This window comes from uncultured Lutibacter sp. (genome assembly GCF_947493565.1).
Classification (GTDB): domain Bacteria; phylum Bacteroidota; class Bacteroidia; order Flavobacteriales; family Flavobacteriaceae; genus Lutibacter; species Lutibacter aestuarii.
The window spans coordinates 246,858-271,690 of sequence record NZ_CANLRG010000004.1 but is presented as its reverse complement, the minus strand read 5'-3'; the positions used below and the strand labels follow the sequence as shown (position 1 = coordinate 271,690).

Genomic DNA, 24,833 nt, shown 5'->3' with positions numbered 1-24,833 from the left:
TATTTACCATGAAGAAAATACTATTTTTAGTTCTTTTCACATTAATTCCTTTTTTAATTTTTTCTCAAAATATTAAACTTGAAGGAGCTGTAAAAGATAGTTTAGGAAATCCTTTAGAAATGGCCAACGTTATCGCGTTTAAAAAAGGTACTCAATTTTTACAATCCTACTCAATAACCGATACAAAAGGGAACTATAAACTGAGTTTAGAGGAAAATGAAGCTTATACCTTAAGGATAAGTTATTTGGGGTTTGAAACCAAAAGTGTAGAGGTGATTACCAATAATTCCAATAAAAATTTAATTAAAAATATAATTTTATCTGAAACAAATGAGTCTTTAAATCAAGTAGATATCACCTATGAAATGCCAGTTAAAATTATTGGAGATACCATAGTTTATAATTCAGATTCATTTACAACAGGGAAAGAAAAAAAATTGGAAGATGTGCTTAAAAAACTACCAGGTGTAGAGGTTGATGAAAATGGAGAAGTAGAGGTTGAAGGGAAAAAAGTTCAAAAAGTTTTAGTAGAAGGAAAGCCTTTTTTTGATGGAGATTCTAAGTTGGCAACTCAAAATATTCCAGCCAATGCTATTGATAAAGTACAAGTTTTAAAAAACTATAATGAAGTTGCTGGTATGCGTGGTGTAACAAATAATGAAGATAATATTGCTTTAAACATAAAATTAAAAAAAGGAAAGGATAAGTTTTGGTTTGGAGAAGTAAATGCGGGTATTGGAAATGAAGAAAAATATATTGCCAAGCCTAAATTATTTTATTATAGTCCAAATAAAAGTGTTAACCTACTAGCTGACTTTAATAATATTGGTGAGGCACCATTTACAATGAGAGATTATTTTAGGTTTACAGGAGGCTTGCGTGGCGCTATGAGAGACAGTGGGACAAGTTTTAATATTTCATCTGGTGGTTTGGGTTTTATGACCACACAAAATAATAGAGCACAGGAAATAACTTCAAAATTTGGTGCTTTAAATTTTGGTTTATCACCTAAAAAAACACTAGATTTTAACGGTTTTGCTATTGTTAATAATTCAGAAACAGCTATGTTAACTCAGTCTAATACAGTTTATAATAAGTTAAACTTAACTGAAGAATCTTCAAACCAAGCAATGCAAGAAAGCAAATTAGGGATGTTGAAATTTAGCACTACTTATAAGCCTAACACCAATGTTCATGTAGATTATGATGTATTTGGAAAAATTTCAGAACAAACAGAGTTACAAGATGTTACTTCCACAAGCAGAAATGCAGATACTTACAAAGAAGAAAAACCATTTTCAATAAATCAAAATTTTAATATATACTACACAATTGATGATAAAAATATTTTTGCAGCTGAAATGCAGCATTTATTTCAAAAGGATAAACCTTTGTATAATTCAATGGCAACTACACAACCTTTTTTGATAATTCCAACTGAAGGTGAACAAGATGGAAATTATATTTTTGATCTTGTTCAAAATAAAAAATTAACCACAAATAAATTTGACGCTAAGTTTGACTATTATTATTTACTAACGCCAAAAAGTAATGTAAATATTTCTTTTGGAACTACGTTTAGCAAGCAAAATTTGAATTCTAAGATATCTCAAAATTTAGAAAATGGAAGCAAGTTAGATTTTGAAGACTCACTTTTAAACAATGACGTTGATTATAATTTTTCAGATATTTTTTTAGGGTTACATTATAAAATGGTTTCAGGGATTTTTACTTTCAATCCAGGTGTAAGTTTACATCAGTATACTACAAAAGATACTCAATTAGGGGTTGTAAATAAAAGCAATACAACAAAACTTTTACCTGATGTTTATGCAAATTTGCAATTTAAGTCATCTGAAAGCTTAAGGTTTAACTATTCTATGTCAACTCAATTTTCAGATATAGATAATATTTCTGAAGGTTATTTTCTTAGTAATTACAACTCTTTAACAAGAGGTAATAAAGAGCTTGAAAGTGCCTTGTATCATAAATACTCATTAAGTTATTTTAGTTTTAGTATGTTTTCATTTACTAACATAAATGCTTCTGTTAATTATACCAAAAAAGAGAATGGCATAAAAAATAATACTGAGTTGGTGGGTATTGATAGGGTTTCTTATCCGGTAAATTCAAATTTGGCAGATGAAACATTGTCAGCTTTTTTTAGATATGGAAAAACATATAGCAAATTGAAAACTAATTTTTCGGCTAACATTTCAAATTCAACATACAATAATATAGTAAATAACGATTTAATAAAATCAAAATCTTTATCACATAGCTATCAAGGTAGTATAGCTACTAAATTTAAAACCGCTCCAAATTTTGAATTAGGATATCAAAAATCATTTTCAAATTATTCAAAATCGAACAGTGTAACAGATAGACCTTTTGCTAATATGGAAGTTGGATTTTTGAAGAACTTTATTTTAACAGCAGATTACAGTTATTATAAATATAAAAATACTTTTGAAAATTTAAGTAGCGAAACTAAAAATAACTACTCATTTTTAAATGCTAATTTATACTATCAGCAAAAAGATAGTAAGTGGGAATTTAAAATTTCAGCAAATAATTTAACTAATAACACCTCAATGAATACTGATAGTTATCATGAGATTTCAGATAGTAATTCAACATCATTGTATTTTATTCAGCCAAGACTTTGGATGTTTTCTGTGAAGTATAATTTATAGTTTAGTTTTTAACTAATTATAAAGTTAATTTTCAAATAAAAATTCTAATTAGGTAGGTTAGTTAGGATTTTTTTATTGAAAGCCAATAAAAGTTTTAATATTAATACTTAAATTTAACCAAAATAAAAATTAAAATATGGCAAGTAACGAGTTTGAAAAAGGGGTTAAATTTTCTTTTAATAAAAGTATTCATTATAACGAAAAAGCAGTTGTGAGTAAACATATTCTAAAAAAAGAGACAGGGAATATTTCACTTTTTGCATTTGATAAAGGAGAAGGGTTAAGTGAGCATACCACTCCGTTTGATGCTTTAGTTTATATTGTAGATGGCAAAGCGGATATTGTTATTAATGGCATTTCAAATGTATTAGAAGCAAATGAAGCTATTATTATGCCAGCAAATGTTCCACATGCATTAAAAGCTGTTGAAAAGTTTAAAATGGTGTTAACCATGCTAAAACAAAAATAAAGGAACTTTCAGATGGCAATTAAGAGGCATAGTTCTTTGCAAGAATTTTCAAAAGATCATCATCAGGCATTATTACTTTGTTGGAAAATTAAAGTGGGACTGTCAAAAGAAATAGCTTTGGAAAGAATAAAAGCATATGTTGATTGGTTTTATAAAAATCATATTGTAACTCATTTTCTGTTAGAAGAAAAATACATGTTTCCAGTTTTAGGAAGTGAGCATCCACTAGTAATTAGAGCTATGGAGGAACATAAAACGTTGTTAACTCTCTTTGAAAAGAATTTTGAAATTGATAAAGTACTTCAACAATTACATGTAAAGCTAAAAGAACATATCAGATTTGAAGAGCGAGTTTTATTTAATGAAATTCAAAATGTAGCTACAAAAGAACAATTAGCGACCATTAAAAAATTTCATACAAATGAAAAATTTATAGACAACCTTAACGATGTGTTTTGGAAGTAAACAACTAATTTTATAAAACTCAAAAAGCACTTTTACCTAGATGTAAAAGTGCTTTTTTTATAAAAAAATGTGTAAAATTATAAGTTTAATACACCGTTTTCTGTATTTGCAAAATCATTCCACTTATAACTATCGGCCTGTTCGTCGTTAATGTAGTTTCCATCAACAAGGTATCTAAATTCATAAGTGTTATCTTTTTCTAAATCTAAAACACCCTTAAAAGTGCCATTTTTTAATTTTTTTAAATTAGAATTTTTAGCATTCCAATTGTTAAAATCTCCAACAACAGCAACTTCTTTAGCATCTTCAGCAGGAACTGTAAATGTAACTTTACAAATAGGTTTACTTTTTAAGTATTGTTTTTTTATAGCCATAATTTTTTATGTTTATTAGGAGGCAAAAATAGCAAACAATTTTACTTTAAGAGCTTCTAATTTGTGGAAAGTTAAAGATTTATTAATTTCTTAAAAATAAATTTACAAATTAGTTGATTATTAAATTAATGAAGCTTAAAATAGTAATTAAATAAAATAAAAAAGACTGCATAAACGTTTATACAGTCTTTTTTATCATGGTTATTAAAAAATTATAACCCGAAAGCTTTCTTTATACGATCTATATAATCTAGTTTTTCCCAAGTGAATAACTCTACATCAATTGTTTTTTTAGATCCATCAACATTTTCAAAAGTTTTAGAAATGGTAGTGTTTTCTCTTCCCATATGACCATAAGCAGCTGTTTCTAAATACATAGGTTGGCGTAATTTTAATCGATCTTCAATAGCAGCAGGTCTCATATCAAATAGCTGTGTTATTATTTCAGCAATTTCTCCATCTGATTTATCAATATTTGCAGAGCCATAAGTATTTACATAAATACCCATAGGTTCAACAACACCAATGGCATAAGAAACTTGAATTAAAATTTCATCAGCTACACCAGCTGCTACAATATTTTTTGCGATATGGCGAGTTGCATATGCAGCACTTCTATCTACTTTACTTGGATCTTTTCCAGAAAAAGCACCTCCACCATGAGCTCCTTTTCCTCCGTAGGTGTCAACAATAATTTTTCGCCCAGTTAAGCCTGTATCTCCATGTGGACCTCCAATAACAAATTTTCCTGTAGGATTGACATGATATACAATATTATTATTAAATAGTGCTTTAATATCGTTTGGTAATTTTTCAATTACTCGAGGAATTAAAATGTGAATAACATCTTCCTTTATTTTTGCTAACATGGCTTCATCAGTAGGACCAAAATCATCATGTTGTGTAGAAACAACTATATCTTTAATTCTAAAAGGTACATTGTCATCTGTGTATTCAATAGTTACTTGACTTTTAGAATCAGGGCGTAAGTAAGTAATGTCTTTGTTTTCTCTTCTTAATAAGGCTAATTCCTGTAAAATTTTATGACTTAAATCTAAGGCTAAAGGCATGTAATTTTCAGTTTCTTTAGTGGCATAACCAAACATCATTCCTTGATCACCAGCACCTTGTTCTTCTTTAGAGGCTCTGTCAACTCCTTGATTGATGTCTTGTGATTGTTCATGAATGGCAGAAAAAACACCACAAGAATTGCCATCAAACATATATTCGCTTTTGGTATATCCAATTTTATTAATCACATCTCTTGCAATTTTTTGAACATCTAAATAGGTTTTAGATTTTACCTCTCCAGCTAAAACTACTTGCCCTGTAGTTACTAATGTTTCACAAGCTACTTTAGAATTTTCATCAAATGCTAAAAAATTATCAATTAAAGCATCTGATATTTGATCTGCAACTTTATCAGGATGTCCTTCTGAAACAGATTCTGATGTAAATAAATATGACATAATTTTAATTTATTTTAATTATAACAAGAATTTGTGGATTGCTTTGGTCGCTAAAGGAAGTAAATAATTACTGCTTTAGCATTTTTTTACGAGGTTGCAATCAGTTCAAATCCTTCCTCTTAAATTTTAGACTGCAAATATACAAAAAGATTGTAAATAATGAATGATTTTTTGTGTAAATAATAAAATTTAACCAAAATTAAAAAATTTATTTAATTAAAATAATTAGCTTATATATTGTTAAATTCGTAATTTTGAACTGATATTAAGATTAAAAATTATGAAATCAATAAATATATTAGTTATAGGTGCTGGAAACATGGGAATTACATTCGCAGAAGGAATGAGCACTTCAAATCTTCTGAAAGGGAGTCGTATAAATGTGTACGATATTTCAAACGATAGAGCTAAAGAAGTAGAAGCTATGAATATTTTTAAAGTAAATACTTCATTAAAAGATTGCTTATCCAATGCAGATATTATTTTTTTAGCAGTAAAGCCATATAATATAAATGCCCTTTTTGAAAGCATGTATCCTTATACCAATAAAGATCAGATTTTTGTATCGGTTATGGCTGGTGTGCAAATTAAAACAATTCAAGAAGGTTTAAATGTTAAAAAAGTAATTAGGAGTATGCCTAACTTACCAGCTAAAATTGGAGTTGGATTAACAAGTTTTACAGTCTCTGATGCAGTATCAAATTCTGAAGTATTTTTAGTTGAAAGACTATTAAAAACAACAGGTAGCGCTGTGTTTGTTAAAAATGAAGAAATGATTGATGCTTCCACAAGTATTTCAGGGAGTGGACCAGCTTATGTATTTTATTTTATGCAAGCCATTGTTGAAAAAGCTATGGGTTTAGGTTTTTCAGAAGAAGAAGCAAAAAAAATGACTATTAAAACTTTTGATGGAGCTGTAAAATTGTATAAAAAACATAAAGAAACTCCAAATCAGTGGATTGAAAAAGTTGCTTCAAAAGGTGGAACTACTAGGGCTGCATTAGATGTTTTAGAAAAAGATAATGTAAAAAAATCTATTATAGATGCTATTTCTGGAGCATTTGAAAAAGCTGTAGAATTAGGAAAAGCTAATTAAATAGAAATTTTAAAAAAATTAAAGATTATTTGGAAAATTAAAAATTGTCATTACTTTTGTACCATCAAAAATTAAAAAATGATTTTAAACAAGATGAATATGTGTGCAATTATGATGTGTAAAAATTACGCAGAGGACACTATTGTTTAAAAATTAAAAATAATATCAAACAATTTAAAGCCTCTGAATTTTCAGAGGCTTTTTTTATCAATAAACAAAAAATGAAATTTACATTCCAAAAAAATATATGCAACCGATGTTGTATGACAATGCAAATGCAAATAATGCGTAGCATAATGAAATGGTATTGCCTAAATTAAATGGAATAAAAATCTCTTAGATAAAAGTCCCTTTGGTAATACCTAAAACCAAAGGGACTTTTTTTATTTAAAACTAAAACATTAAAAAATATATTATTATGAGTACTCAAAAATTTTCAACACAAGCTTTACACGCAGGACACGATACACAAAATACAGCTGGAACTAGGGCAGTGCCAATTTATCAATCAACTTCTTATGTTTTTAATAATACAGAACACGCGGCTAATTTATTTTCTTTAGCTGAGCCTGGTTTTATTTATACGCGTTTAAACAATCCTACCAATGATATTTTAGAACAACGTTTAGCAGCTTTAGATGGTGGAATTGGAGCTGCAGTTTTTGCTTCAGGAACTTCAGCAATTTCAACAGCTTTATTAACATTATTAAAGTCAGGAGATCACATTGTAGCGTCAAGTACCTTGTACGGAGGAACCTATACATTATTAAATGTAACTTTACCTAGATTAGGAATAACCACTTCTTTTGTAGATGCTTCAAAACCTGAGAATTTCAAAAAAGCAATTAAAGAAAATACAAGAGCCATTTTTATAGAATCCATTGGAAACCCTAAATTAGATGTGTCAGATTTTGAAGCGATTGGGAAAATTTCTAAACAAAATAGCATTCCTTTTATCGTTGATAATACAGTTGCAACACCCTATTTATTAAACCCAATTAAGCATGGAGCAAACATTGTAGTTTATTCGTTAACAAAATTTATTGGAGGTCAAGGTAATTCACTAGGAGGAGCAATTGTAGATGCAGGTAATTTTGATTGGACCAATGGTAAATTTCCTGAATTTACGGAGCCTTCAAAAGGGTATCATGGATTGATATACAGCGAAGCTCTTGGAGAAGCAGCTTATATTGCAAAAATTAGATTGGAAGGTTTACGAGATTTTGGTGGTGCACTAAGTCCATTTAATGCTTTTCAAATTATTCAAGGATTAGAAACCTTGCCAATTCGTTTAGAAAAGCATAGTGAAAATACTTTAGAATTGGCAAAGTGGTTAGAAGCGCAAGAAGAAGTATCTTGGGTAAGTTACCCAGGTTTAGAATCTCATGAATCGTACAAAAATGCCAAAAAATACTTGCCAAAAGGTCAAAGTGGAGTATTGTCATTTGGAGTAAAAGGAGGTTTTGAGTCGGCTAAAACAGTGGTAGATTCTGTAAAAGTTTTTTCATTATTGGCAAATATTGGAGATACAAAATCATTAATTATTCACCCAGCAAGTACTACCCATCAACAACTTACAGATGAACAACAATTAGCTTCTGGAGTAACAAAAGATTTAATTAGACTTTCTGTAGGGATTGAAGATATTGATGATTTAAAGCAAGATTTAAAAGATGCTTTTGTAAAAATTCCAACATTGATAAATAAATAAAAAAAATGTTGGCTGAGAAAAATTTAATGCGTTAATTTGCGCTTTAGTTCATAAATTTATTGACTATTGTTATCAAGAAAGGCAGAGGGAATAGACCCAGTGAAGCCTTAGCAACCCTTTAACTTTAAAGAAGGTGCTAAATTCTACCCATTAAGGATAGATAACTCAACTAAATTACATTTCTAGTAATTTTCTGCATTTTTTCTTAACAATAATTAATCAAATAATTAGCAAAAGTTTGCTAAAATAAATAATTATTGATGAGTAATTTAAAACACATAACCATACAAAATTTTAATTCGGAAAAAAGAGATTGCTATTCTGAATTAAAACTGTCTTACCAAATATTTGGGAAAAAGCTACATACCGCTCCAGTAGTTTTGGTAAACCATGCGCTTACTGGTAACAGTAATGTTGCAGGTAAAAGTGGATGGTGGAGTAATTTGGTGGGAGACAACAAGGTAATCGATACTAATTTATACACAATTTTAGCATTCAATATACCTGGAAATGGTTATGATGGTTTTGTAATTGAAAATTATAAAGACTTTGAGGCTAGAGATATAGCTAATATATTTTTATTGGGTTTGAAACAATTAAATGTTAAACGTCTTTTTGCTTTAATAGGAGGTTCTTTAGGAGGTGGAATAGCTTGGGAAATGGCAGTTTTAAACCCAGCTATTACAGAACATTTAATTGTAATAGCCACCGATTGGAAATCAACCGATTGGTTAATTGCAAATTGTCAAATTCAAGAGCAATTTTTAACCAACTCAAGCAATCCAGTTCACGACGCTCGTATGCATGCAATGTTATGTTACAGAACACCAGAGTCTTTTAAAGAACGGTTTCAACGTTCTAAAAATGAAGAGTTGAAAATTTTTAATGTTGAAAGTTGGTTGTTGCATCATGGTAAAAAATTACAGGAACGATTTCAATTATCAGCCTATAAGTTAATGAATCAATTATTAAAAACAATTGATGTAACTAAAGACAGAAGTGAACAAGTTTTAGATAGTATTAAAGCTACGATTCATATTATTGGTGTTGATTCTGATTTGTTTTTTACAGCTGAAGAGAACAAAGAAACCCATAAACAATTAGCACTTACGCATCCTAATGTTACTTATAATGAAATTAACTCGGTACATGGACATGATGCATTTTTAATAGAATACAAACAACTAGGTAAAATAATAGAACCAATATTTAACAAAAGTTCTAAAAGAAAAGCAATGAAAGTAATAAAATTTGGAGGTAAATCTTTAGCAAATGGAAAAGGCTTAGAAAGCACATTAGCCATCATTTCAAATAAAATAAAAAACAATGAAAACATTGTAGTGGTAGTTTCTGCTAGAGGTAAAACCACAGATCATTTAGAGTCTATTTTAGAAAAAGCTAAAAACGGATTGCCTTATACTTCAGAATTTGAAGAGTTAAAAAAATATCAGACTGAGATTGATGAAAGTGCTGATTTTTCGAAAGAGTTTCAATTGTTAGATGAAATTTTTAGAGGGGTAAATTTATTAGGAGATTACAGTCCTAAAGTTAAAGATCAGGTACTTTCTCAAGGAGAAATTTTATCAGGAAAACTAATCGCTCACTTGTTAACTAAAAAAGGGATACAAGCAAATTTAGTTGATACCAGAACACTTATTAAAACAAACAATCAATTTGGAAAGGCGCAACCTTTTGAAAGCATTTCTGAAGAAAATGTAATTGAGTATTTTAAAAATCAATCAAAAGAAGTTACACAAATTGTTACTGGTTTTATTGGTTCAAATTTAGATGGTGAAACCACCACTTTAGGTAGAAATGGAAGTAATTATACAGCGTCATTAATTGCTAATTTTTTAAATGCTGAAGAATTTCAAAATTACACACATGTAGATGGTATTTTTACAGCAAATCCAGATTTGGTTGAGAATTCTAAAAAAATAGAAAAATTAACATATCAGGAGGCGAACGAGATGGCGAATTTTGGAGCCAATATTTTACATGCCAAAACTATTATTCCTTTAATTGAAAAGAATATTCCATTACGTATTTTAAATACGTTTAATGAGGATAGCGAAGGAACATTAATTGGTTCTGAAACTGAAAAAGGAGGTATTAAATCATTATCTGTAGAGCAAGATGTGGCTTTGGTAAACTTGATAGGTAGAGGTTTGTTAGGAAAAGTAGGTGTTGATGGTAGAATATTTACCGCTTTAGCAAATGAAAATATTAGTGTTAGTATTATTTCACAAGGCTCTTCTGAAAGAGGTATTGGGTTTATAGTAGATGTCAAAAATGGTTATAAAGCTAAAACTGTTTTAGAGAAAGAATTTAAAAACGAATTTTTAACTAAAGATATTAGTCAAATTTATGTAACTGAAAAAGTGTCTGTTATTTCAATAATCGGACAAAGTTTACATTCTTTTAATCAACCTTATAGCGCGTTGATAAAAAATCATATCACTCCAATATTAATTAACAATACAGTTACTGGTGAAAATGTATGTTTGGTTGTTAATCAATCCGATTTACATAAAGCAGTAAATGTAATTCACGGTGAAATTTTTGGAGTTTCCAAAAATATCAACATCGCTATTTTTGGAAAAGGATTAGTGGGAGGAACTTTAATCAATCAAGTTATAAAAAGCAGAGAAAATATTTTAAAAAGAAAAAACATCAATCTAAATATTTTTGCTGTTGTAAACTCATCAAAAGCTATTTTAAACAAAAATGGGGTTACCCAAAATTGGGCTTTAGATTTAGAGCAAAGTGAGGTTAACAGTTCGGTTCAAAATATCATAGATTTTGCAGAAAAAAATCATTTAGAAAACTTAATTGCCATAGATAATACTGCAAGTAGTTCTTTTGTTGAACATTATATAAAGTTGGTTGAAAATGGTTTTGATTTAATTTCATCAAACAAAATTGCCAATACATTAAGCTATACATTTTATAAAGAGTTGAGAAAAAAACTGCAAGAAAATAAAAAATCATATTTATATGAAACAAATGTAGGAGCGGGTCTACCATTAATTGATACTATTAAATTATTACATGACTCTGGTGAAAATATTACAAGAATAAGAGGAGTGTTTTCAGGCTCTTTAAGTTTTTTATTCAATACCTATTCAGAAGAAAACAAGCAGTTTAGCGATGTTTTACAAAAGGCAATTGATAGTGGTTTTACTGAGCCCGACCCAAGAGAGGATTTATGCGGAAATGATGTGGCTAGAAAATTATTGATTTTAGCTCGAGAATTAGATTTGAAAAATGAGTTTGAAGATATTAAAATCCAAAATTTAATTCCAGAGAATTTGAGAGAAGGTTCCTCAGCTGAATTTTTAACAAGATTAAAGGAGTTAAACCCTTATTATGAAAAAGTAAAATTAGAGCAAGATAAGAACCATGTGTTAAGATATATTGGAGATTTGTCTGGTAATTTACAAGAAGATAAAGGAAATTTAGAAGTAAAATTAGTTTCTGTACCAGCCAACAGTTCTTTAGGTCAAATTAAAGGAGCAGATGCAATTTTTGAAATATTTACTGAATCGTATGGAGAAAAACCAATTGTTATTCAAGGAGCTGGAGCAGGTTCTGCAGTAACCGCACGAGGTGTTTTTGGAGATATATTAAGACTAGCAGAAAAGAATTAAATTAGAAAAGGACAAAAAATGAGTGAGAAAAATTTTGAAACAGGTGCTATTAGAAAACAATTAGAACGTTCTCAATATCAAGAGCATACTACCCCTTTGTATGTAACTTCAAGTTTTATTTTTGAAGATGCTGAAGATATGCGTGCTTCTTTTAGTGAAGAAAAACAACGAAATATTTATTCTCGTTTTAGCAATCCAAATACATCAGAGTTTGTTGACAAAGTAGTGCAGATGGAGGGAGCTGAAGATGGGTATGCATTTGCTACAGGAATGGCCGCTGTTTTTTCAACTTTTGCTGCATTGTTAAATAGTGGAGATCATATTGTATCAGCTCTATCAATTTTTGGATCAACACATACGTTATTTACAAAGTATTTTCCTAAATGGAATATTGAAACTTCTTATTTTGATATTCATAATCTAGCTGAAATAGAAAATTTGATAAAACCTTCAACTAAAATTTTGTATGCAGAGTCTCCTACAAATCCTGGAGTTGATATAATAGACCTTGAGTTATTAGGAGCAATAGCAAAAAAGTACAATCTTTTATTAGTGATTGATAATTGTTTTGCGACACCATATATACAGCAACCTATTAAATTTGGTGCAGATTTGGTGATTCATTCTGCTACTAAATTAATGGATGGACAAGGACGTGTGTTAGGTGGAATAGTAGTTGGTAAATCTGATTTAATTAAAGAAATATACTTGTTTTCACGCAATACAGGTCCAGCACTTTCGCCTTTCAATGCTTGGATTTTGTCTAAAAGTTTAGAAACTTTAGCGGTTCGAGTAGAAAAACATTGTGAAAATGCTTTGAAATTAGCAGAATTTCTTGAAAATCATTCAAAAATTTCAACTGTAAAATATCCGTTTTTAAAATCACATCCCCAATTTAAAATTGCACAAAAACAAATGAAATTGGGAGGAAATATTGTAGCCGTTGAGGTTAAAGGAGGTTTAGAAAAAGGTAAGCAATTTTTAAATAGCATTAAAATGTGTTCTTTATCAGCCAATTTGGGTGATACAAGAACCATTGTAACCCACCCAGCTTCAACAACTCATAGTAAACTTTCTGAAGAGGAACAATTAGCGGCAGGAATAACTCCTGGTTTGGTAAGGATTTCTGTTGGATTAGAACATGTAAATGATATTATTAAAGATATAAATCAAGCGTTAAATAGTTAAAAAACATAAAATATGTTAAAGATATTTCAATAGAATATATTTTTTAATCTAAAAGTCTATCGATTTGGTAGGATAATAAAAAAATATGTACTTTTGGCAAAAGAAAACAGCATAAACAAAAAAATGATAATTGATCAAATTTATACATCAAGTAAAACCAAAAATAGTAAGGAATTTGATAAAATAAAAAATTCTGAAAAAGCTTCTCGAAGTTTGGTTAAAGCTATTAGTTGGAGAATTGTTGGAACTATAGATACCATTTTAATTTCTTGGCTAATAACAGGTAAAATTACTTTGGCATTATCAATAGGTTTGATTGAAGTAGTTACAAAAATGATATTATACTTTTTTCATGAACGAATATGGAATTTAATAAAATGGGGAAAAAAATGAAAGATTTAGACTTAAAAAAAATTAATAAAGAATTACAACATAAATCACCTGAAGAAATAATTTCTTGGGCTTTAAGTATAGCCCAAAACCCTTTAGTAACCACAAACTTTAGACCGTATGAGGTGGTAATTTTACATGCGTGCACCCAGGTGAAAAAAGACTTAAAAGTAATTTGGTGCGATACTGGTTACAATACACCACAAACTTACAAACATGCAAATGAATTGATAGACTCTTTAAGTTTAAACATCAAATTATACGTTCCAAAGCAAACAGCAGCTCATAGAGACGCTACTATTGGAATTCCTCAAGTTAATGATCCATTACATATATTGTTTACAGAACAAGTTAAGTTAGAGCCTTTTAATAGAGCTATGAAAGAACATCGACCAGATGTTTGGTTTACCAATTTAAGAAAAGGACAGACAGCTTTTAGGGATAGTATTGATATTGTATCAAAAAGTAAAGATGGGTTATTAAAAGTAAGTCCTTTTTATCATTGGACAGATGAAGAATTAGATACCTATTTGAAGGAACGAAATTTACCAAATGAATTCAAATATTTCGATCCAACAAAAGTTTTAGAAAACCGAGAATGTGGTTTGCATTCATAAAAATTATAAAATGACAGAGAAATTACACATTAATGCACTTGAAAACGAAGCAATTTATATTTTTAGAGAAGTTGCAGCACAATTTGAAAGACCAGTATTACTATTTTCAGGAGGAAAAGACTCCATTACTTTAGTAAGGTTAGCCCAAAAGGCATTTTACCCAGCTAAAATACCTTTTCCTTTAATGCATATTGATACAGGTCATAATTTTCCAGAAACTATAGAGTTTCGTGATAAATTAGTAGAAGAATTAGGTGTTGAGTTAATCGTTAGACATGTTCAAGACTCTATAGATCAAGGCAAGGTAAAAGAAGAAACCGGAAGGTATTCAAGTAGAAATATGTTGCAAACAACTACGCTTTTAGATGCCATAGAAGAACTTAAATTTGATGCTTGTATAGGTGGTGCAAGAAGAGACGAAGAAAAAGCAAGGGCAAAAGAACGTATTTTTTCAGTACGTGATGATTTTGGCCAATGGGATGAAAAAAATCAACGACCAGAACTATTTGATATGTTAAATGGTAATATAGATTTAGGGCAAAATGTACGTGTTTTTCCAATTTCAAACTGGACAGAGTTAGATGTTTGGACTTATATTGAAAATGAAGACTTAGAAATTCCTTCAATCTATTTTGCTCATAAAAGAGATATTTTTGTTAGGGATGGGCTAATTTGGTCAGCTTCAGAACATGTATATAAAGATGAAGAAGAAGAGGTTGAAGAACGAATGGTACGTTTTAGAACCGTTGGCGATATGAGTTGTACTGCTGCTGTAGATTCTTACGCCACAACAATTAGTGAAGTGGTGGCAGAAATACGAGATTCAAGTATCTCAGAACGAGGTGCTAGAATTGATGATAAAAGATCAGAAGCAGCAATGGAAAAACGTAAACAACAAGGGTATTTTTAACAAACAATAAAGGTAAAAAATGGAAGTATTAAAAATAGCAACAGCAGGAAGTGTAGATGATGGTAAAAGTACCTTAATTGGAAGGTTATTATACGATACCAAATCACTTACAGACGATAAATTAGAAGCAATTGAACGTAGTAGTAAACAAAAGGGATATGATTATTTAGATTTTTCTTTAGCTACAGATGGTTTGGTTGCAGAACGAGAACAAGGAATTACAATTGACGTAGCTCATATTTATTTTTCAACAAATACCAGAAGTTATATTATAGCAGATACTCCTGGTCATGTAGAATATACTAGAAATATGGTTACTGGAGCTTCAACTTCACAGGCAGCCATTATTTTAATTGATGCTAGACACGGTGTTATAGAACAAACCTATCGTCATTTTTTCATTAACAACTTATTAAGAATAAAAGATGTAATTGTGGCCATTAATAAAATGGATTTAGTTAATTTTTCTGAAGATCGTTACAATGAAATAAAAGATGATTTTCAAAAATTAGTTGAAAAAAGTGATTATGAAGATCAAAACATAACATTCATCCCTGTAAGTGCTTTAAAAGGAGATAATGTTGTAGAAAAATCGGATGTAATGTCTTGGTATCAAGGAGAAACTTTAATTTCTCATTTAGAAAATTTAGATACTGATGATATTTACAATAATGGAAAAATGCGTTTCCCTGTACAATATGTGATACGACCTAAAACAGAAGAATTTCATGATTTTAGAGGTTACGCAGGTAAAGTATATGGAGGAGATATTCAAGTGGGAGATGAAGTGGTAGTTTTGCCTTCGGAAACAAAAACCAAGGTAAAAGAAATTTATTTTAACGATCAAAAATACGAGAGTGCCTCAAGAAGATCTTCGATTTCTGTAACTTTAGAAAATGATGTAAATGTAAGTAGAGGAGATATGATTGTAAAAGCAACAGAACTCCCTAAAATTGACAAACGATTTACAGCAACAATCTCTTGGATGGATGCCAAACAACTGGTGTCAGGATCAAAATATGTTTTACAGCATGGAGTAAATAAAGTATTAGCCAAAGTAACAGCAATACTTAATAAAATTGAAACAGATTTTTCTGGTGTAGAAACCAATGTTTCAAATTTAGAAATGAATGATATTGCATCAGTGTCATTTCAATTAAACAAACCTATATTTTTCGATTCATTTAAAGAACATAGAACAAATGGAGCTTTTATTTTAATAGATCCTCAATCAAACAATACCGTTGGGGTTGGATTTATCGAATAATATAAGTAGCTAAAAATCAATAATATATATAATTAATTAAATTCATAATTTTTTATGAACTAGGAGCATACTACCACTAACTAAAAAAATCTAACATTATGCAAAGTTTTAGAAGCGAGATCGAAAATCCGATCGTCGAGAGGGATATTATTGACCTCGAAAAAAAAATTAAACTTTATTACGAAGGAAAAATTGACGAAGAACGTTTTAGAAGTTTACGTTTGGCAAGAGGTGTTTATGGGCAACGTCAGTTTGGAGTACAAATGATTCGTATCAAATTACCTTATGGAAAATTAACGAGCGAACAATTACACAGAATTTGTGAGGTTTCCGATGAATATTCTCGTGGTAGATTGCATATCACTACACGTCAGGATATTCAAATTCATCATGTGAGTTTAGACAGAACGCCTGAACTTTGGTCGCAGTTAGAAAAAGATGATATTACACTACGAGAGGCCTGCGGAAATACCGTTAGAAATGTAACTGCTTCTGAAACTGCAGGAATTGATATTAATGAGCCTTTTGATGTTTCTCCGTATGCACATGCTGTTTTTGAATTCTTTTTAAGAAATCCAATTTGTCAAGAAATGGGGAGAAAGTTTAAAATTTCATTTTCAGGAACAGATGAAGATACTGCGTTAAGTTTTATGCACGATTTGGGTTTTATTGCTAAAATTAAAGATGGAAAAAAAGGATTTAAAGTAATGTTAGCTGGAGGGTTAGGCTCACAAGCACGTTTGGCTGATACCTTATTTGAATTTATTTCAGAAGAAAAAATAATCCCTTTAACAGAAGCAATTTTAAGAGTTTTCGATAGGCATGGAGAACGAGTAAAAAGAGCAAGAGCACGACTTAAATTTTTAGTTAAAGAAATTGGTTTAAAAGCCTTTTTAAAATTGGTAATTGAAGAAAAAAAAGCACTTTCTTATTCGGTTTATAAAATTGATGCCTCCAAATATGGGAGCGTACCAACAATTTCAAAGTTAAAAGCTCCAAAAGTAGTTATTGAAGATAAAGAAGCCTTTGAACTATGGAAATCAATCAATGTAATTTCTCAAAAACAACAGGGGTTTTCAGCAATTGGAATCAAGATTCCTTTAGGTGATTTTTACACTAATAAAGCTCGTTTATTAGCAGATTTAATTAAAAAATATGCAGCCAATGAGTTGCGATTAACCTTGCGCCAAAATATTTTAATTCGCCATGTTAAAAATGAACTTCTTCCTTATTTTTATGTAGAACTGTCCAAATTAGGTTTTACAGAGGTGGGTTACAATTCTACAGTTGATATCACATCTTGTCCTGGAACCGATACGTGTAATCTAGGAATTGCAAGTAGTACTGGAATTACAACAGAATTGGAAAAGGTGTTGAAAAATGAGTTTCCTCAATATCTTAAAAACAAAGAAATTGCTATAAAAATTAGTGGTTGCATGAACTCTTGTGGTCAGCATTCTATGGCGCATATTGGATTTCAAGGAATGACAATAAAGTATGGAAATTTGGTAGCACCAGCATTGCAAGTTTTATTAGGTGGAGGAGTTTTAGGAAATGGGAAAGGTAGAGTTGCCAATAAAGTAATTAAAATTCCGAGTAAAAGAGGACCTAATGCTTTAAGGTTTATTTTAAATGATTATAAATCAAATAAAATTGAAAAAGAGTCATTTTTAGAGTATTACGATAGAAATGGTGAAATTTATTTTTATAATTTATTAAAACCTTTGGCAGATAGTTCAAATTTAAAAGAAAGTGATTTTGTAGATTGGGGGAGTGATAACCCTTATATAAAAGCCGTAGGTGTGGGAGAATGTGCAGGTGTAGTGATAGATTTAGTAGCTACTTTATTATTTGAAAGCAAAGAAAAATTAGAAAATGCAAAGGAATCTTTAAAACTCCTTCAATTTTCCGATAGTATATATTATTCTTACACAAGTTTGGTAAATACAGCTAAAGCTTTGTTGATAACTGAAGGAAAAAAAACAAATACACAAGCAGGAATTATAACTCAATTCGAAGAGGTTTTTGGTAAAAGTATTGATTTGGGGCAAACATTTTCTCAATTAGTTTACCAAATTAAAAACAATGCACCTACTACACATTTTGCAAAAAACTATTTAAATGATGCTATTTTATTTTATGAAAAAGTAAGTGAATTTAGAGCTAAAACTTTTACCAATGAAAAACAATAAAAAACCAAAAGTAACTTTAATTGGTGCAGGACCTGGTGATCCAGATTTAATTACTGTTAAAGGAGTAAATGCATTAAAAAACGCAAAAGTAGTGCTTTATGATGCTTTAGTTAATCGTGATTTATTGAGCTATGTTTCAGTAACAGCTAAAAAAATTTTTGTAGGAAAGCGTAAAGGAATACATAGTTTTTCACAAGAAGAAATTCATAAATTAATGTTGGAAAATGCTTTTGAATACGGCAATGTTGTAAGATTAAAAGGAGGAGATCCATTTATTTTTGGAAGAGGTGGTGAAGAAATAGATTATTTAACTTCTTTTGGGATAGAAACAGAAATAATTTCAGGTATTTCCTCATCTATGGCAGTTCCTGCAAGCGCAGGAATAGCATTAACCAAAAGAGGTGTTTCTGAGAGCTTTTGGGTAATTACTGGAACCACTTCAGATAATAAATTATCTAAAGATATCTATTTGGCAGCTCAATCTACAGCTACGGTAGTTATTTTAATGGGAATGAGTAAACTTGCTAAGATTGTTCCCATATTTAGAAAGTATGGTAAAGGAGATATTCCAACTGCAATTATTCAAAATGGAACAACTAGTAATGAAAAAATAGGAGTAGGTACCATAAATTCAATTCAAGAGGTGGTTGAGCAAAAAAAACTATCATCACCAGCTATTATTATTGTTGGTGAAGTGGTAAAAGAAAGTGTAAAGCTACGCTCATTTTATGAAGAGTTTACTTATTTACCTGCATAAAAGGAATAATAATGAGTGCAAAACATAACGAATTGTATCCAGTTTTTTTAAAAGTGTCTGAACTTCAAGTGTTAATTATTGGAGGAGGTAATGTTGGGTTAGAAAAATTAACTTTTTTGTTAAAATCGAGCCCGAATGCTAAGGTAACTATGGTATCTTTAACTTTTGCGCCTGAATTAATTGAATTATCTAAAAAACATCATGTGGAACTTATAAAAAGTTCTTATAAAAAGTCTTTTTTAAAAGATAAACACTTGGTGATTATTTGTACAAATTCTTTAAAGGTAAACACCAAAGCATATCAGCATTGTAAGGCTAAAAATTTATTGGTCAATGTTGCTGATAACCCACCGTATTGTGATTTTTATATGGGAGGAATTGTAACCAAAGGAGCTGTTAAAATTGCAATTTCAACCAATGGGCAATCGCCAACATTGGCCAAAAGATTGCGTCAGTTTTTAGAGAGTGTGATTCCTAATGAGATTGATAATTTAGCAAAAAATTTAAATGTATATAGAAATACTTTGAAAGCTGATTTTTCTACTAAGGTTTTGCAATTAAATGAATTAACTAAGAATTTGTTGTCAAAATAGATAAAATTTTAAAATCATTTGTAAATAAAAGGAATAAGCCGTTTATTTGCACAAAAGTTCATAAATAAACTGAAATTGTTATTAAGAAAGGCAGAGGGAATAGACCTGATGAAGCCTTAGCAACCCTTTATTGTTAAAGAAGGTGCTACATTCTACCGCATACATTTGTGGGAAGATAACTAAGAATACTTCACAAAGTAACTTCTTCTTTTTTAATAATAATCTACAATTTATGGTAATTATTTACGATGGAAGAATTTAAAAACATACTACAGCATAGAATTTTAGTACTTGATGGTGCCATGGGAACCATGATTCAGCAATATAAATTTTCTGAAGAAGACTATAGAGGCGAACAATTTAAAGAGTATCATATTTCAGTAAAAGGGAATAATGATATGCTTTCTATAACGCAGCCACAAGCTATTAAAGAAATTCATAAAAAATATTTAGAAGCAGGAGCTGATATTATAGAGACCAATACCTTTTCAAGTACAACTATTGCCATGGCAGATTATGGAATGGAAGAATATGTGTACGAACTCAATTATCAATCAGCTAAAATTGCCAAAGAAATCGCTGAAGAATTTACTTTAAAAAATCCATTAAAGCCACGTTTTGTAGCAGGTTCAATTGGACCAACAAATAGAACCGCAAGTATGTCACCTGATGTAAATGATCCAGGGTTTAGAGCGGTTACTTTTGAAGATTTAAGAAAAGCTTATAAACAACAAGTTGAGGCTTTAATTGATGGGGGTGCCGATGTATTATTGGTTGAAACAGTTTTTGATACACTTAATGCCAAGGCTGCATTGTTTGCTATAGAGGAAGTAAAAGAAGAAAGAGAGATGGAAATACCTATTATGTTGAGCGGAACTATTACGGATGCAAGTGGAAGAACTTTGTCTGGACAAACAGCTGAAGCATTTTTAATTTCAGTTGAACATATTCCATTAGTTTCTATAGGTTTTAATTGTGCGTTAGGGGCAAAGCAATTAACACCTCATTTAGAAGTTCTGGCTCAAAAATCTAACATAGGAATTTCAGCGCATCCAAATGCTGGTTTGCCAAATGCTTTTGGAGAATATGATGAAACACCAGAGGAAATGGCTGCTCAAATTAAAGAATATTTAGATAAAAGTTTGGTAAATATTATTGGAGGTTGTTGTGGAACAACACCAGCACATATAAAAGCAATTTCCAATTTAGTAGAAAATTATAAACCAAGGTATGTTGTATGATGAATGAAACTAAAAAATACTTAAAATTATCAGGTTTAGAGCCTTTGATTATTACTCCAGATAGTAACTTTATTAATGTAGGAGAACGTACCAATGTAGCAGGCTCTCGTAAATTTTTACGATTAATTAAAGAAGAAAAATTTGACGAGGCTTTAGCAATTGCACGTCATCAAGTTGAAGGAGGAGCGCAAATTATAGACATCAATATGGATGATGGGTTGATTGATGGAAAAGATTCTATGGTGCGCTTTATGAACCTAATTGCAGCAGAACCAGATATTGCACGTGTACCTATCATGATTGATAGTTCTAAATGGGAAATTATTGAAGCGGGTTTGCAAGTGGCTCAAGGTAAATGTGTAGTAAATTCAATTAGTTTAAAAGAAGGTGAAGCACAATTTATACATCAAGCAAAGCTTATAAAACGTTATGGTGCGGCTGTAATTATTATGGCTTTTGATGAAATTGGTCAAGCAGATACTTATGATAGAAGAATAGAAATAGCAAAACGATCATACGATATCTTGGTAAACAAAGTTAACTTTCCTTCTGAAGATATTATTTTCGATTTAAATATTTTTCCAGTTGCAACAGGAATGGATGAGCATAAATTAAATGCCATCGATTTTATTGAAGCTACTCGTTGGGTACGTAAAAATTTACCAAATGTAAGTGTAAGTGGAGGAGTTAGTAATGTTTCATTTTCTTTTAGAGGAAATAATGTTGTTCGCGAGGCAATGCATTCGGTGTTTTTGTATTATGCAATCAAAGCTGGAATGAATATGGGAATAGTAAACCCAACAATGTTAGAAGTTTATGATGAAATTCCTAAAGACTTGTTGGAATATGTTGAAGATGTTATTTTAAATAGAAGAGAAGATGCCACAGAACGTTTATTAAATTTTGCAGAAACTGTAAAAGGAACTGCTAAAGAACAGAAAGTAGATTTGTCTTGGCGTGAAAAAACATTACAAGACAGAATTACCCATGCCTTAGTAAAAGGGCTGGATGAATTTATAATTGAAGATATTGAAGAAGCTAGACAACAAGTTGCAAAACCAATTGAAGTTATTGAAGGAAATTTAATGATTGGTATGAATGTAGTTGGTGATTTATTTGGCTCTGGAAAAATGTTTTTGCCTCAAGTTGTAAAGTCAGCTAGGGTAATGAAAAAAGCGGTTGCCTACTTACTTCCTTATATTGAAGCTGAAAAAGGAGAAGTAAGTAAAGCCAATGGAAAAATTTTATTAGCAACAGTAAAAGGAGATGTCCATGATATAGGAAAAAATATAGTGGGTGTTGTTTTGGGTTGTAATAATTATGATATAGTTGATTTAGGTGTTATGGTGGCTCCCGACAAAATTATTGAAACTGCAAAATCTGAAAATGTAGATGTAATAGGTTTAAGCGGTTTAATTACCCCAAGTTTAGATGAAATGGCTTTTTTAGCAAAAGAAATGGAACGGCTAAAATTCAAAGTTCCATTATTAATTGGAGGAGCGACTACCTCAAAAGCACATACTGCTGTAAAAATAGATACGCAATATTCCAATGCTGTAGTTCATGTAAATGATGCTTCTCGTGCTGTAACTGTGGTAGGAGATTTATTAAATAATAGAATCAATCAAAAATATATTGGAGATATAAAAGCCGATTATGTTAAAGTTCGTGAAGGTTTTTTGAGCAGAGCTAGTAAAAAAGAATACTTATCTTTAGATGAAGCTCGAAAAAATAAATTTAAAATAGATTGGAATACCTCGAATATTGCTGTTCCAAGTTTTATAGGAACTAAAACAATAGAAGATTTCGAATTAAATAAATTGTTAGCATATATTGATTGGAGTCCCTTTTTTAGAAGCTGGGAATTGCATGGAAAATACCCAGCTATTTTAACTGATAAAGTTGTAGGTAAAGAAGCTACTAACTTATTTAAAGATGCTAAAGAATTACTTCAAAAAGTAATAGATCAAAAATTGCTTAAAGCGAAAGCGGTATTTGGAATTTTTCCTGCTAACTCGTGTATTGATGATATTGAAGTATATAAAGATGAAGATAGAAATAAGGTGAAAACAACTATATTCACATTACGTCAGCAATTAAAAAAGAAAGAAGGCATTCCTTCAATAGCGTTGTCCGATTTTATAGCGCCTAAAGAAACCAATATCAAAGATTATATTGGTAGTTTTTGTGTTTCAACTGGGTTTGGAACTGCAGAATTGGCTGCAGAATTTGAAAAGAATCATGACGATTATAATTCTATTATGATTAAAGCTTTAGCAGATAGATTGGCTGAAGCGTTTGCAGAATATTTGCATGAAAAAGTAAGAATCAAATATTGGGGATATGCTAAAAATGAACAACTGTCAAATGAAGAATTAATCAAAGAAAATTATGTAGGAATTCGTCCAGCCCCAGGATATCCAGCTTGTCCAGATCATAATGAAAAAACAACTATTTGGCAACTGCTAAATGTGAAAGAAGCCATTGGTGTTGAATTAACAGATAGTTTGGCTATGTGGCCAGCGGCATCGGTTTCAGGATATTACTTTGCCAGTGATCAAGCAAAATATTTTGGATTAGGTAAAATTACACAAGAACAAGTAAAAGATTTTGCCATTCGTAAGAAAATGGATTTTGAAGTCGCAAAAAGATGGTTGAGTCCAAATTTAGCCGAATAAATTAGGGTGAAAGATTTTTTTAAATAAAAGTTTTGAGTTGAAACACCTTAACTATTAAATTTTAACAAAAGGAATGAAAGTAACAGAACATATAAAACAAGCTCAAGGAAAAACATTATTTTCGTTTGAAATTGTACCGCCACAAAAAGGTCAAAACATTCAAGATTTATACAATAATATTGATCCTTTAATGGAATTTAAACCTCCTTTTATTGATGTAACTACATCTAGAGAAGAGCATGTATATATACCAAAAGAAAGTGGATTATTAGAGCAAAAAATTACTCGTATGAGACCGGGTACAGTTGGAATTTGCGCTTCATTAAAATATAAATACAATGTAGATGCTATTCCACATGTATTGTGTGGAGGTTTTACTAAAGAAGAAACTGAGTACGTATTGGTAGATTGTCATTATTTAGGTTTAGATAATGTAATGGCTTTACGTGGTGATGCTATGAAACACGAAAAATATTTTCAAGCATCTAAAGACGGTCATCAGTATGCGTCCGAATTAGTTTCTCAAATAAGTGATTTAAATAAGGGAAAGTATTTACATGAAATTATTGAAACTCCGTATAATGCAGATTTTTGTATTGGTGTTGCTGGATACCCTGAAAAACATTTAGAAGCACCAAGTATGGATTCAGATTTAAAAAGATTGAAAGATAAAGTGGATGCTGGAGCAGACTATATAGTAACGCAAATGTTTTTTGATAATGATAAATATTTTGAATTTGTAAAAAAAGCTAGAGAAATAGGGATATCTGTGCCTATAATACCTGGGATTAAACCTATAGCAGTTAAAAGACATTTACAAATTCTACCTCAAGTTTTTAGATTGGATGTTCCAGATATTTTAATTTCAGAAATTGAAAAATGTAAAGATAATAAGCAAGTAAGACAATTAGGCGTTGAATGGGCAATCAATCAATCAAAAGAATTAATTAAAGCAGGTGTTCCAGTAGTACATTTTTATTCTATGGGGAAATCAGATAATATTAAGGCTATTGCTCAAGAAGTGTTTTAATAAATGTAACTGAATTCTTTAATATTACAATCGTAAATAG

Annotated in this window: 19 protein-coding genes and 2 riboswitches; of the genes, 17 read left to right on the top strand and 2 right to left on the bottom strand. The window is 30.3% G+C overall.

What is annotated here, in order from left to right:
- Positions 1 to 8 precede the first annotated feature (8 nt).
- The 3 genes from Q0714_RS06790 to Q0714_RS06780 all read left to right on the top strand — a co-directional run bounded on the left by Q0714_RS06790 (position 9) and on the right by Q0714_RS06780 (position 3,630).
- Positions 9 to 2,696, top strand: coding sequence for a carboxypeptidase-like regulatory domain-containing protein (locus Q0714_RS06790; protein WP_298263717.1), 2,688 nt, complete (start codon positions 9 to 11; stop codon positions 2,694 to 2,696).
- Positions 2,697 to 2,832: 136 nt separating this feature from the next.
- The gene (locus tag Q0714_RS06785; RefSeq protein WP_298263715.1) at positions 2,833 to 3,165 is read left to right on the top strand and encodes a cupin domain-containing protein; all 333 of its coding nucleotides are present in this window, start codon (positions 2,833 to 2,835) and stop codon (positions 3,163 to 3,165) included.
- Positions 3,166 to 3,177: 12 nt separating this feature from the next.
- Positions 3,178 to 3,630, top strand: a complete 453-nt coding sequence (locus Q0714_RS06780) for a hemerythrin domain-containing protein (RefSeq protein ID WP_298263713.1) — start codon at positions 3,178 to 3,180, stop codon at positions 3,628 to 3,630.
- A gap of 77 nt (positions 3,631 to 3,707) precedes the next feature.
- On the opposite strand, the gene Q0714_RS06775 is transcribed toward Q0714_RS06780, so the two are convergent.
- Together Q0714_RS06775 and metK are read right to left on the bottom strand one after the other, a co-directional pair.
- On the bottom strand, positions 3,708 to 4,004 hold the full coding sequence (locus tag Q0714_RS06775; RefSeq protein ID WP_298263711.1) for an isoamylase early set domain-containing protein: 297 nt from the start codon (positions 4,002 to 4,004) through the stop codon (positions 3,708 to 3,710).
- Positions 4,005 to 4,216: 212 nt separating this feature from the next.
- Entirely contained in the window at positions 4,217 to 5,473 is a 1,257-nt protein-coding gene (metK, locus tag Q0714_RS06770; RefSeq protein WP_298263709.1) for a methionine adenosyltransferase, read from the bottom strand.
- A gap of 280 nt (positions 5,474 to 5,753) precedes the next feature.
- Between metK and proC the strand changes: the two genes are divergently transcribed.
- The 14 genes from proC to metF all read left to right on the top strand — a co-directional run bounded on the left by proC (position 5,754) and on the right by metF (position 24,793).
- On the top strand, positions 5,754 to 6,569 hold the full coding sequence (gene proC, locus Q0714_RS06765; protein WP_363317289.1) for a pyrroline-5-carboxylate reductase: 816 nt from the start codon (positions 5,754 to 5,756) through the stop codon (positions 6,567 to 6,569).
- Positions 6,570 to 6,987: 418 nt separating this feature from the next.
- Complete coding sequence (locus tag Q0714_RS06760) at positions 6,988 to 8,280, top strand: O-acetylhomoserine aminocarboxypropyltransferase/cysteine synthase family protein (RefSeq protein ID WP_298263708.1); 1,293 nt, start codon at positions 6,988 to 6,990, stop codon at positions 8,278 to 8,280.
- Between the two features lie 66 nt (positions 8,281 to 8,346).
- A riboswitch (SAM riboswitch) is annotated at positions 8,347 to 8,447 on the top strand.
- A gap of 93 nt (positions 8,448 to 8,540) precedes the next feature.
- Positions 8,541 to 11,930: a bifunctional aspartate kinase/homoserine dehydrogenase I gene (gene thrA / locus Q0714_RS06755; RefSeq protein ID WP_298263706.1), complete on the top strand. Its 3,390-nt coding sequence runs from the start codon at positions 8,541 to 8,543 to the stop codon at positions 11,928 to 11,930.
- Between the two features lie 18 nt (positions 11,931 to 11,948).
- Positions 11,949 to 13,118: an aminotransferase class I/II-fold pyridoxal phosphate-dependent enzyme gene (locus Q0714_RS06750; RefSeq protein ID WP_298263704.1), complete on the top strand. Its 1,170-nt coding sequence runs from the start codon at positions 11,949 to 11,951 to the stop codon at positions 13,116 to 13,118.
- Positions 13,119 to 13,241: 123 nt separating this feature from the next.
- Entirely contained in the window at positions 13,242 to 13,511 is a 270-nt protein-coding gene (locus tag Q0714_RS06745; RefSeq protein ID WP_298263703.1) for a DUF2061 domain-containing protein, read from the top strand.
- Complete coding sequence (locus Q0714_RS06740) at positions 13,508 to 14,125, top strand: phosphoadenosine phosphosulfate reductase family protein (RefSeq protein WP_298263701.1); 618 nt, start codon at positions 13,508 to 13,510, stop codon at positions 14,123 to 14,125. The genes Q0714_RS06745 and Q0714_RS06740 overlap by 4 nt, the downstream gene beginning before the upstream one ends.
- Before the next feature lie 10 nt (positions 14,126 to 14,135).
- On the top strand, positions 14,136 to 15,035 hold the full coding sequence (gene cysD / locus Q0714_RS06735; RefSeq protein WP_298263700.1) for a sulfate adenylyltransferase subunit CysD: 900 nt from the start codon (positions 14,136 to 14,138) through the stop codon (positions 15,033 to 15,035).
- A 19-nt stretch (positions 15,036 to 15,054) separates the two neighbouring features.
- Positions 15,055 to 16,302 carry a GTP-binding protein gene (locus tag Q0714_RS06730; protein ID WP_298263698.1) on the top strand — a complete coding sequence of 416 codons (1,248 nt, stop codon included), beginning with the start codon at positions 15,055 to 15,057 and terminating at the stop codon, positions 16,300 to 16,302.
- Positions 16,303 to 16,400: 98 nt separating this feature from the next.
- Positions 16,401 to 18,494 (top strand): nitrite/sulfite reductase, encoded by a 2,094-nt coding sequence (locus tag Q0714_RS06725; RefSeq protein ID WP_298263696.1) that lies wholly within the window; start codon positions 16,401 to 16,403, stop codon positions 18,492 to 18,494.
- Positions 18,481 to 19,251 (top strand): uroporphyrinogen-III C-methyltransferase, encoded by a 771-nt coding sequence (gene cobA / locus Q0714_RS06720; RefSeq protein WP_298263694.1) that lies wholly within the window; start codon positions 18,481 to 18,483, stop codon positions 19,249 to 19,251. The genes Q0714_RS06725 and cobA overlap by 14 nt, the downstream gene beginning before the upstream one ends.
- Positions 19,252 to 19,262: 11 nt before the next feature.
- Positions 19,263 to 19,844, top strand: coding sequence for a bifunctional precorrin-2 dehydrogenase/sirohydrochlorin ferrochelatase (locus Q0714_RS06715; RefSeq protein ID WP_298263692.1), 582 nt, complete (start codon positions 19,263 to 19,265; stop codon positions 19,842 to 19,844).
- Positions 19,845 to 19,919: 75 nt separating this feature from the next.
- Positions 19,920 to 20,026: riboswitch (SAM riboswitch) on the top strand.
- A gap of 66 nt (positions 20,027 to 20,092) precedes the next feature.
- Positions 20,093 to 21,085 carry a homocysteine S-methyltransferase family protein gene (locus Q0714_RS06710; protein ID WP_298263691.1) on the top strand — a complete coding sequence of 331 codons (993 nt, stop codon included), beginning with the start codon at positions 20,093 to 20,095 and terminating at the stop codon, positions 21,083 to 21,085.
- Entirely contained in the window at positions 21,082 to 23,763 is a 2,682-nt protein-coding gene (metH, locus tag Q0714_RS06705) for a methionine synthase (RefSeq protein ID WP_298263690.1), read from the top strand. Before Q0714_RS06710 ends, metH begins: the two co-directional genes overlap by 4 nt.
- A 73-nt stretch (positions 23,764 to 23,836) precedes the next feature.
- Entirely contained in the window at positions 23,837 to 24,793 is a 957-nt protein-coding gene (metF, locus tag Q0714_RS06700) for a methylenetetrahydrofolate reductase [NAD(P)H] (protein WP_298263689.1), read from the top strand.
- The last annotated feature ends 40 nt before the right edge of the window (positions 24,794 to 24,833 follow it).

Coding starts and splice junctions, on each gene's coding strand:
- Q0714_RS06760 (WP_298263708.1), top strand. CDS start 6,988: ATGAGTACTCAAAAATTTTCAACACAAGCTTTACACGCAGGACACGAT.
- cysD (WP_298263700.1), top strand. CDS start 14,136: ATGACAGAGAAATTACACATTAATGCACTTGAAAACGAAGCAATTTAT.
- Q0714_RS06715 (WP_298263692.1), top strand. CDS start 19,263: ATGAGTGCAAAACATAACGAATTGTATCCAGTTTTTTTAAAAGTGTCT.
- proC (WP_363317289.1), top strand. CDS start 5,754: ATGAAATCAATAAATATATTAGTTATAGGTGCTGGAAACATGGGAATT.
- metH (WP_298263690.1), top strand. CDS start 21,082: ATGATGAATGAAACTAAAAAATACTTAAAATTATCAGGTTTAGAGCCT.
- Q0714_RS06790 (WP_298263717.1), top strand. CDS start 9: ATGAAGAAAATACTATTTTTAGTTCTTTTCACATTAATTCCTTTTTTA.
- metF (WP_298263689.1), top strand. CDS start 23,837: ATGAAAGTAACAGAACATATAAAACAAGCTCAAGGAAAAACATTATTT.
- Q0714_RS06725 (WP_298263696.1), top strand. CDS start 16,401: ATGCAAAGTTTTAGAAGCGAGATCGAAAATCCGATCGTCGAGAGGGAT.
- Q0714_RS06730 (WP_298263698.1), top strand. CDS start 15,055: ATGGAAGTATTAAAAATAGCAACAGCAGGAAGTGTAGATGATGGTAAA.
- Q0714_RS06750 (WP_298263704.1), top strand. CDS start 11,949: ATGAGTGAGAAAAATTTTGAAACAGGTGCTATTAGAAAACAATTAGAA.
- Q0714_RS06740 (WP_298263701.1), top strand. CDS start 13,508: ATGAAAGATTTAGACTTAAAAAAAATTAATAAAGAATTACAACATAAA.
- Q0714_RS06745 (WP_298263703.1), top strand. CDS start 13,242: ATGATAATTGATCAAATTTATACATCAAGTAAAACCAAAAATAGTAAG.
- cobA (WP_298263694.1), top strand. CDS start 18,481: ATGAAAAACAATAAAAAACCAAAAGTAACTTTAATTGGTGCAGGACCT.
- Q0714_RS06775 (WP_298263711.1), bottom strand. CDS start 4,004: ATGGCTATAAAAAAACAATACTTAAAAAGTAAACCTATTTGTAAAGTT.
- Q0714_RS06780 (WP_298263713.1), top strand. CDS start 3,178: ATGGCAATTAAGAGGCATAGTTCTTTGCAAGAATTTTCAAAAGATCAT.
- Q0714_RS06710 (WP_298263691.1), top strand. CDS start 20,093: ATGGAAGAATTTAAAAACATACTACAGCATAGAATTTTAGTACTTGAT.
- thrA (WP_298263706.1), top strand. CDS start 8,541: ATGAGTAATTTAAAACACATAACCATACAAAATTTTAATTCGGAAAAA.
- Q0714_RS06785 (WP_298263715.1), top strand. CDS start 2,833: ATGGCAAGTAACGAGTTTGAAAAAGGGGTTAAATTTTCTTTTAATAAA.
- metK (WP_298263709.1), bottom strand. CDS start 5,473: ATGTCATATTTATTTACATCAGAATCTGTTTCAGAAGGACATCCTGAT.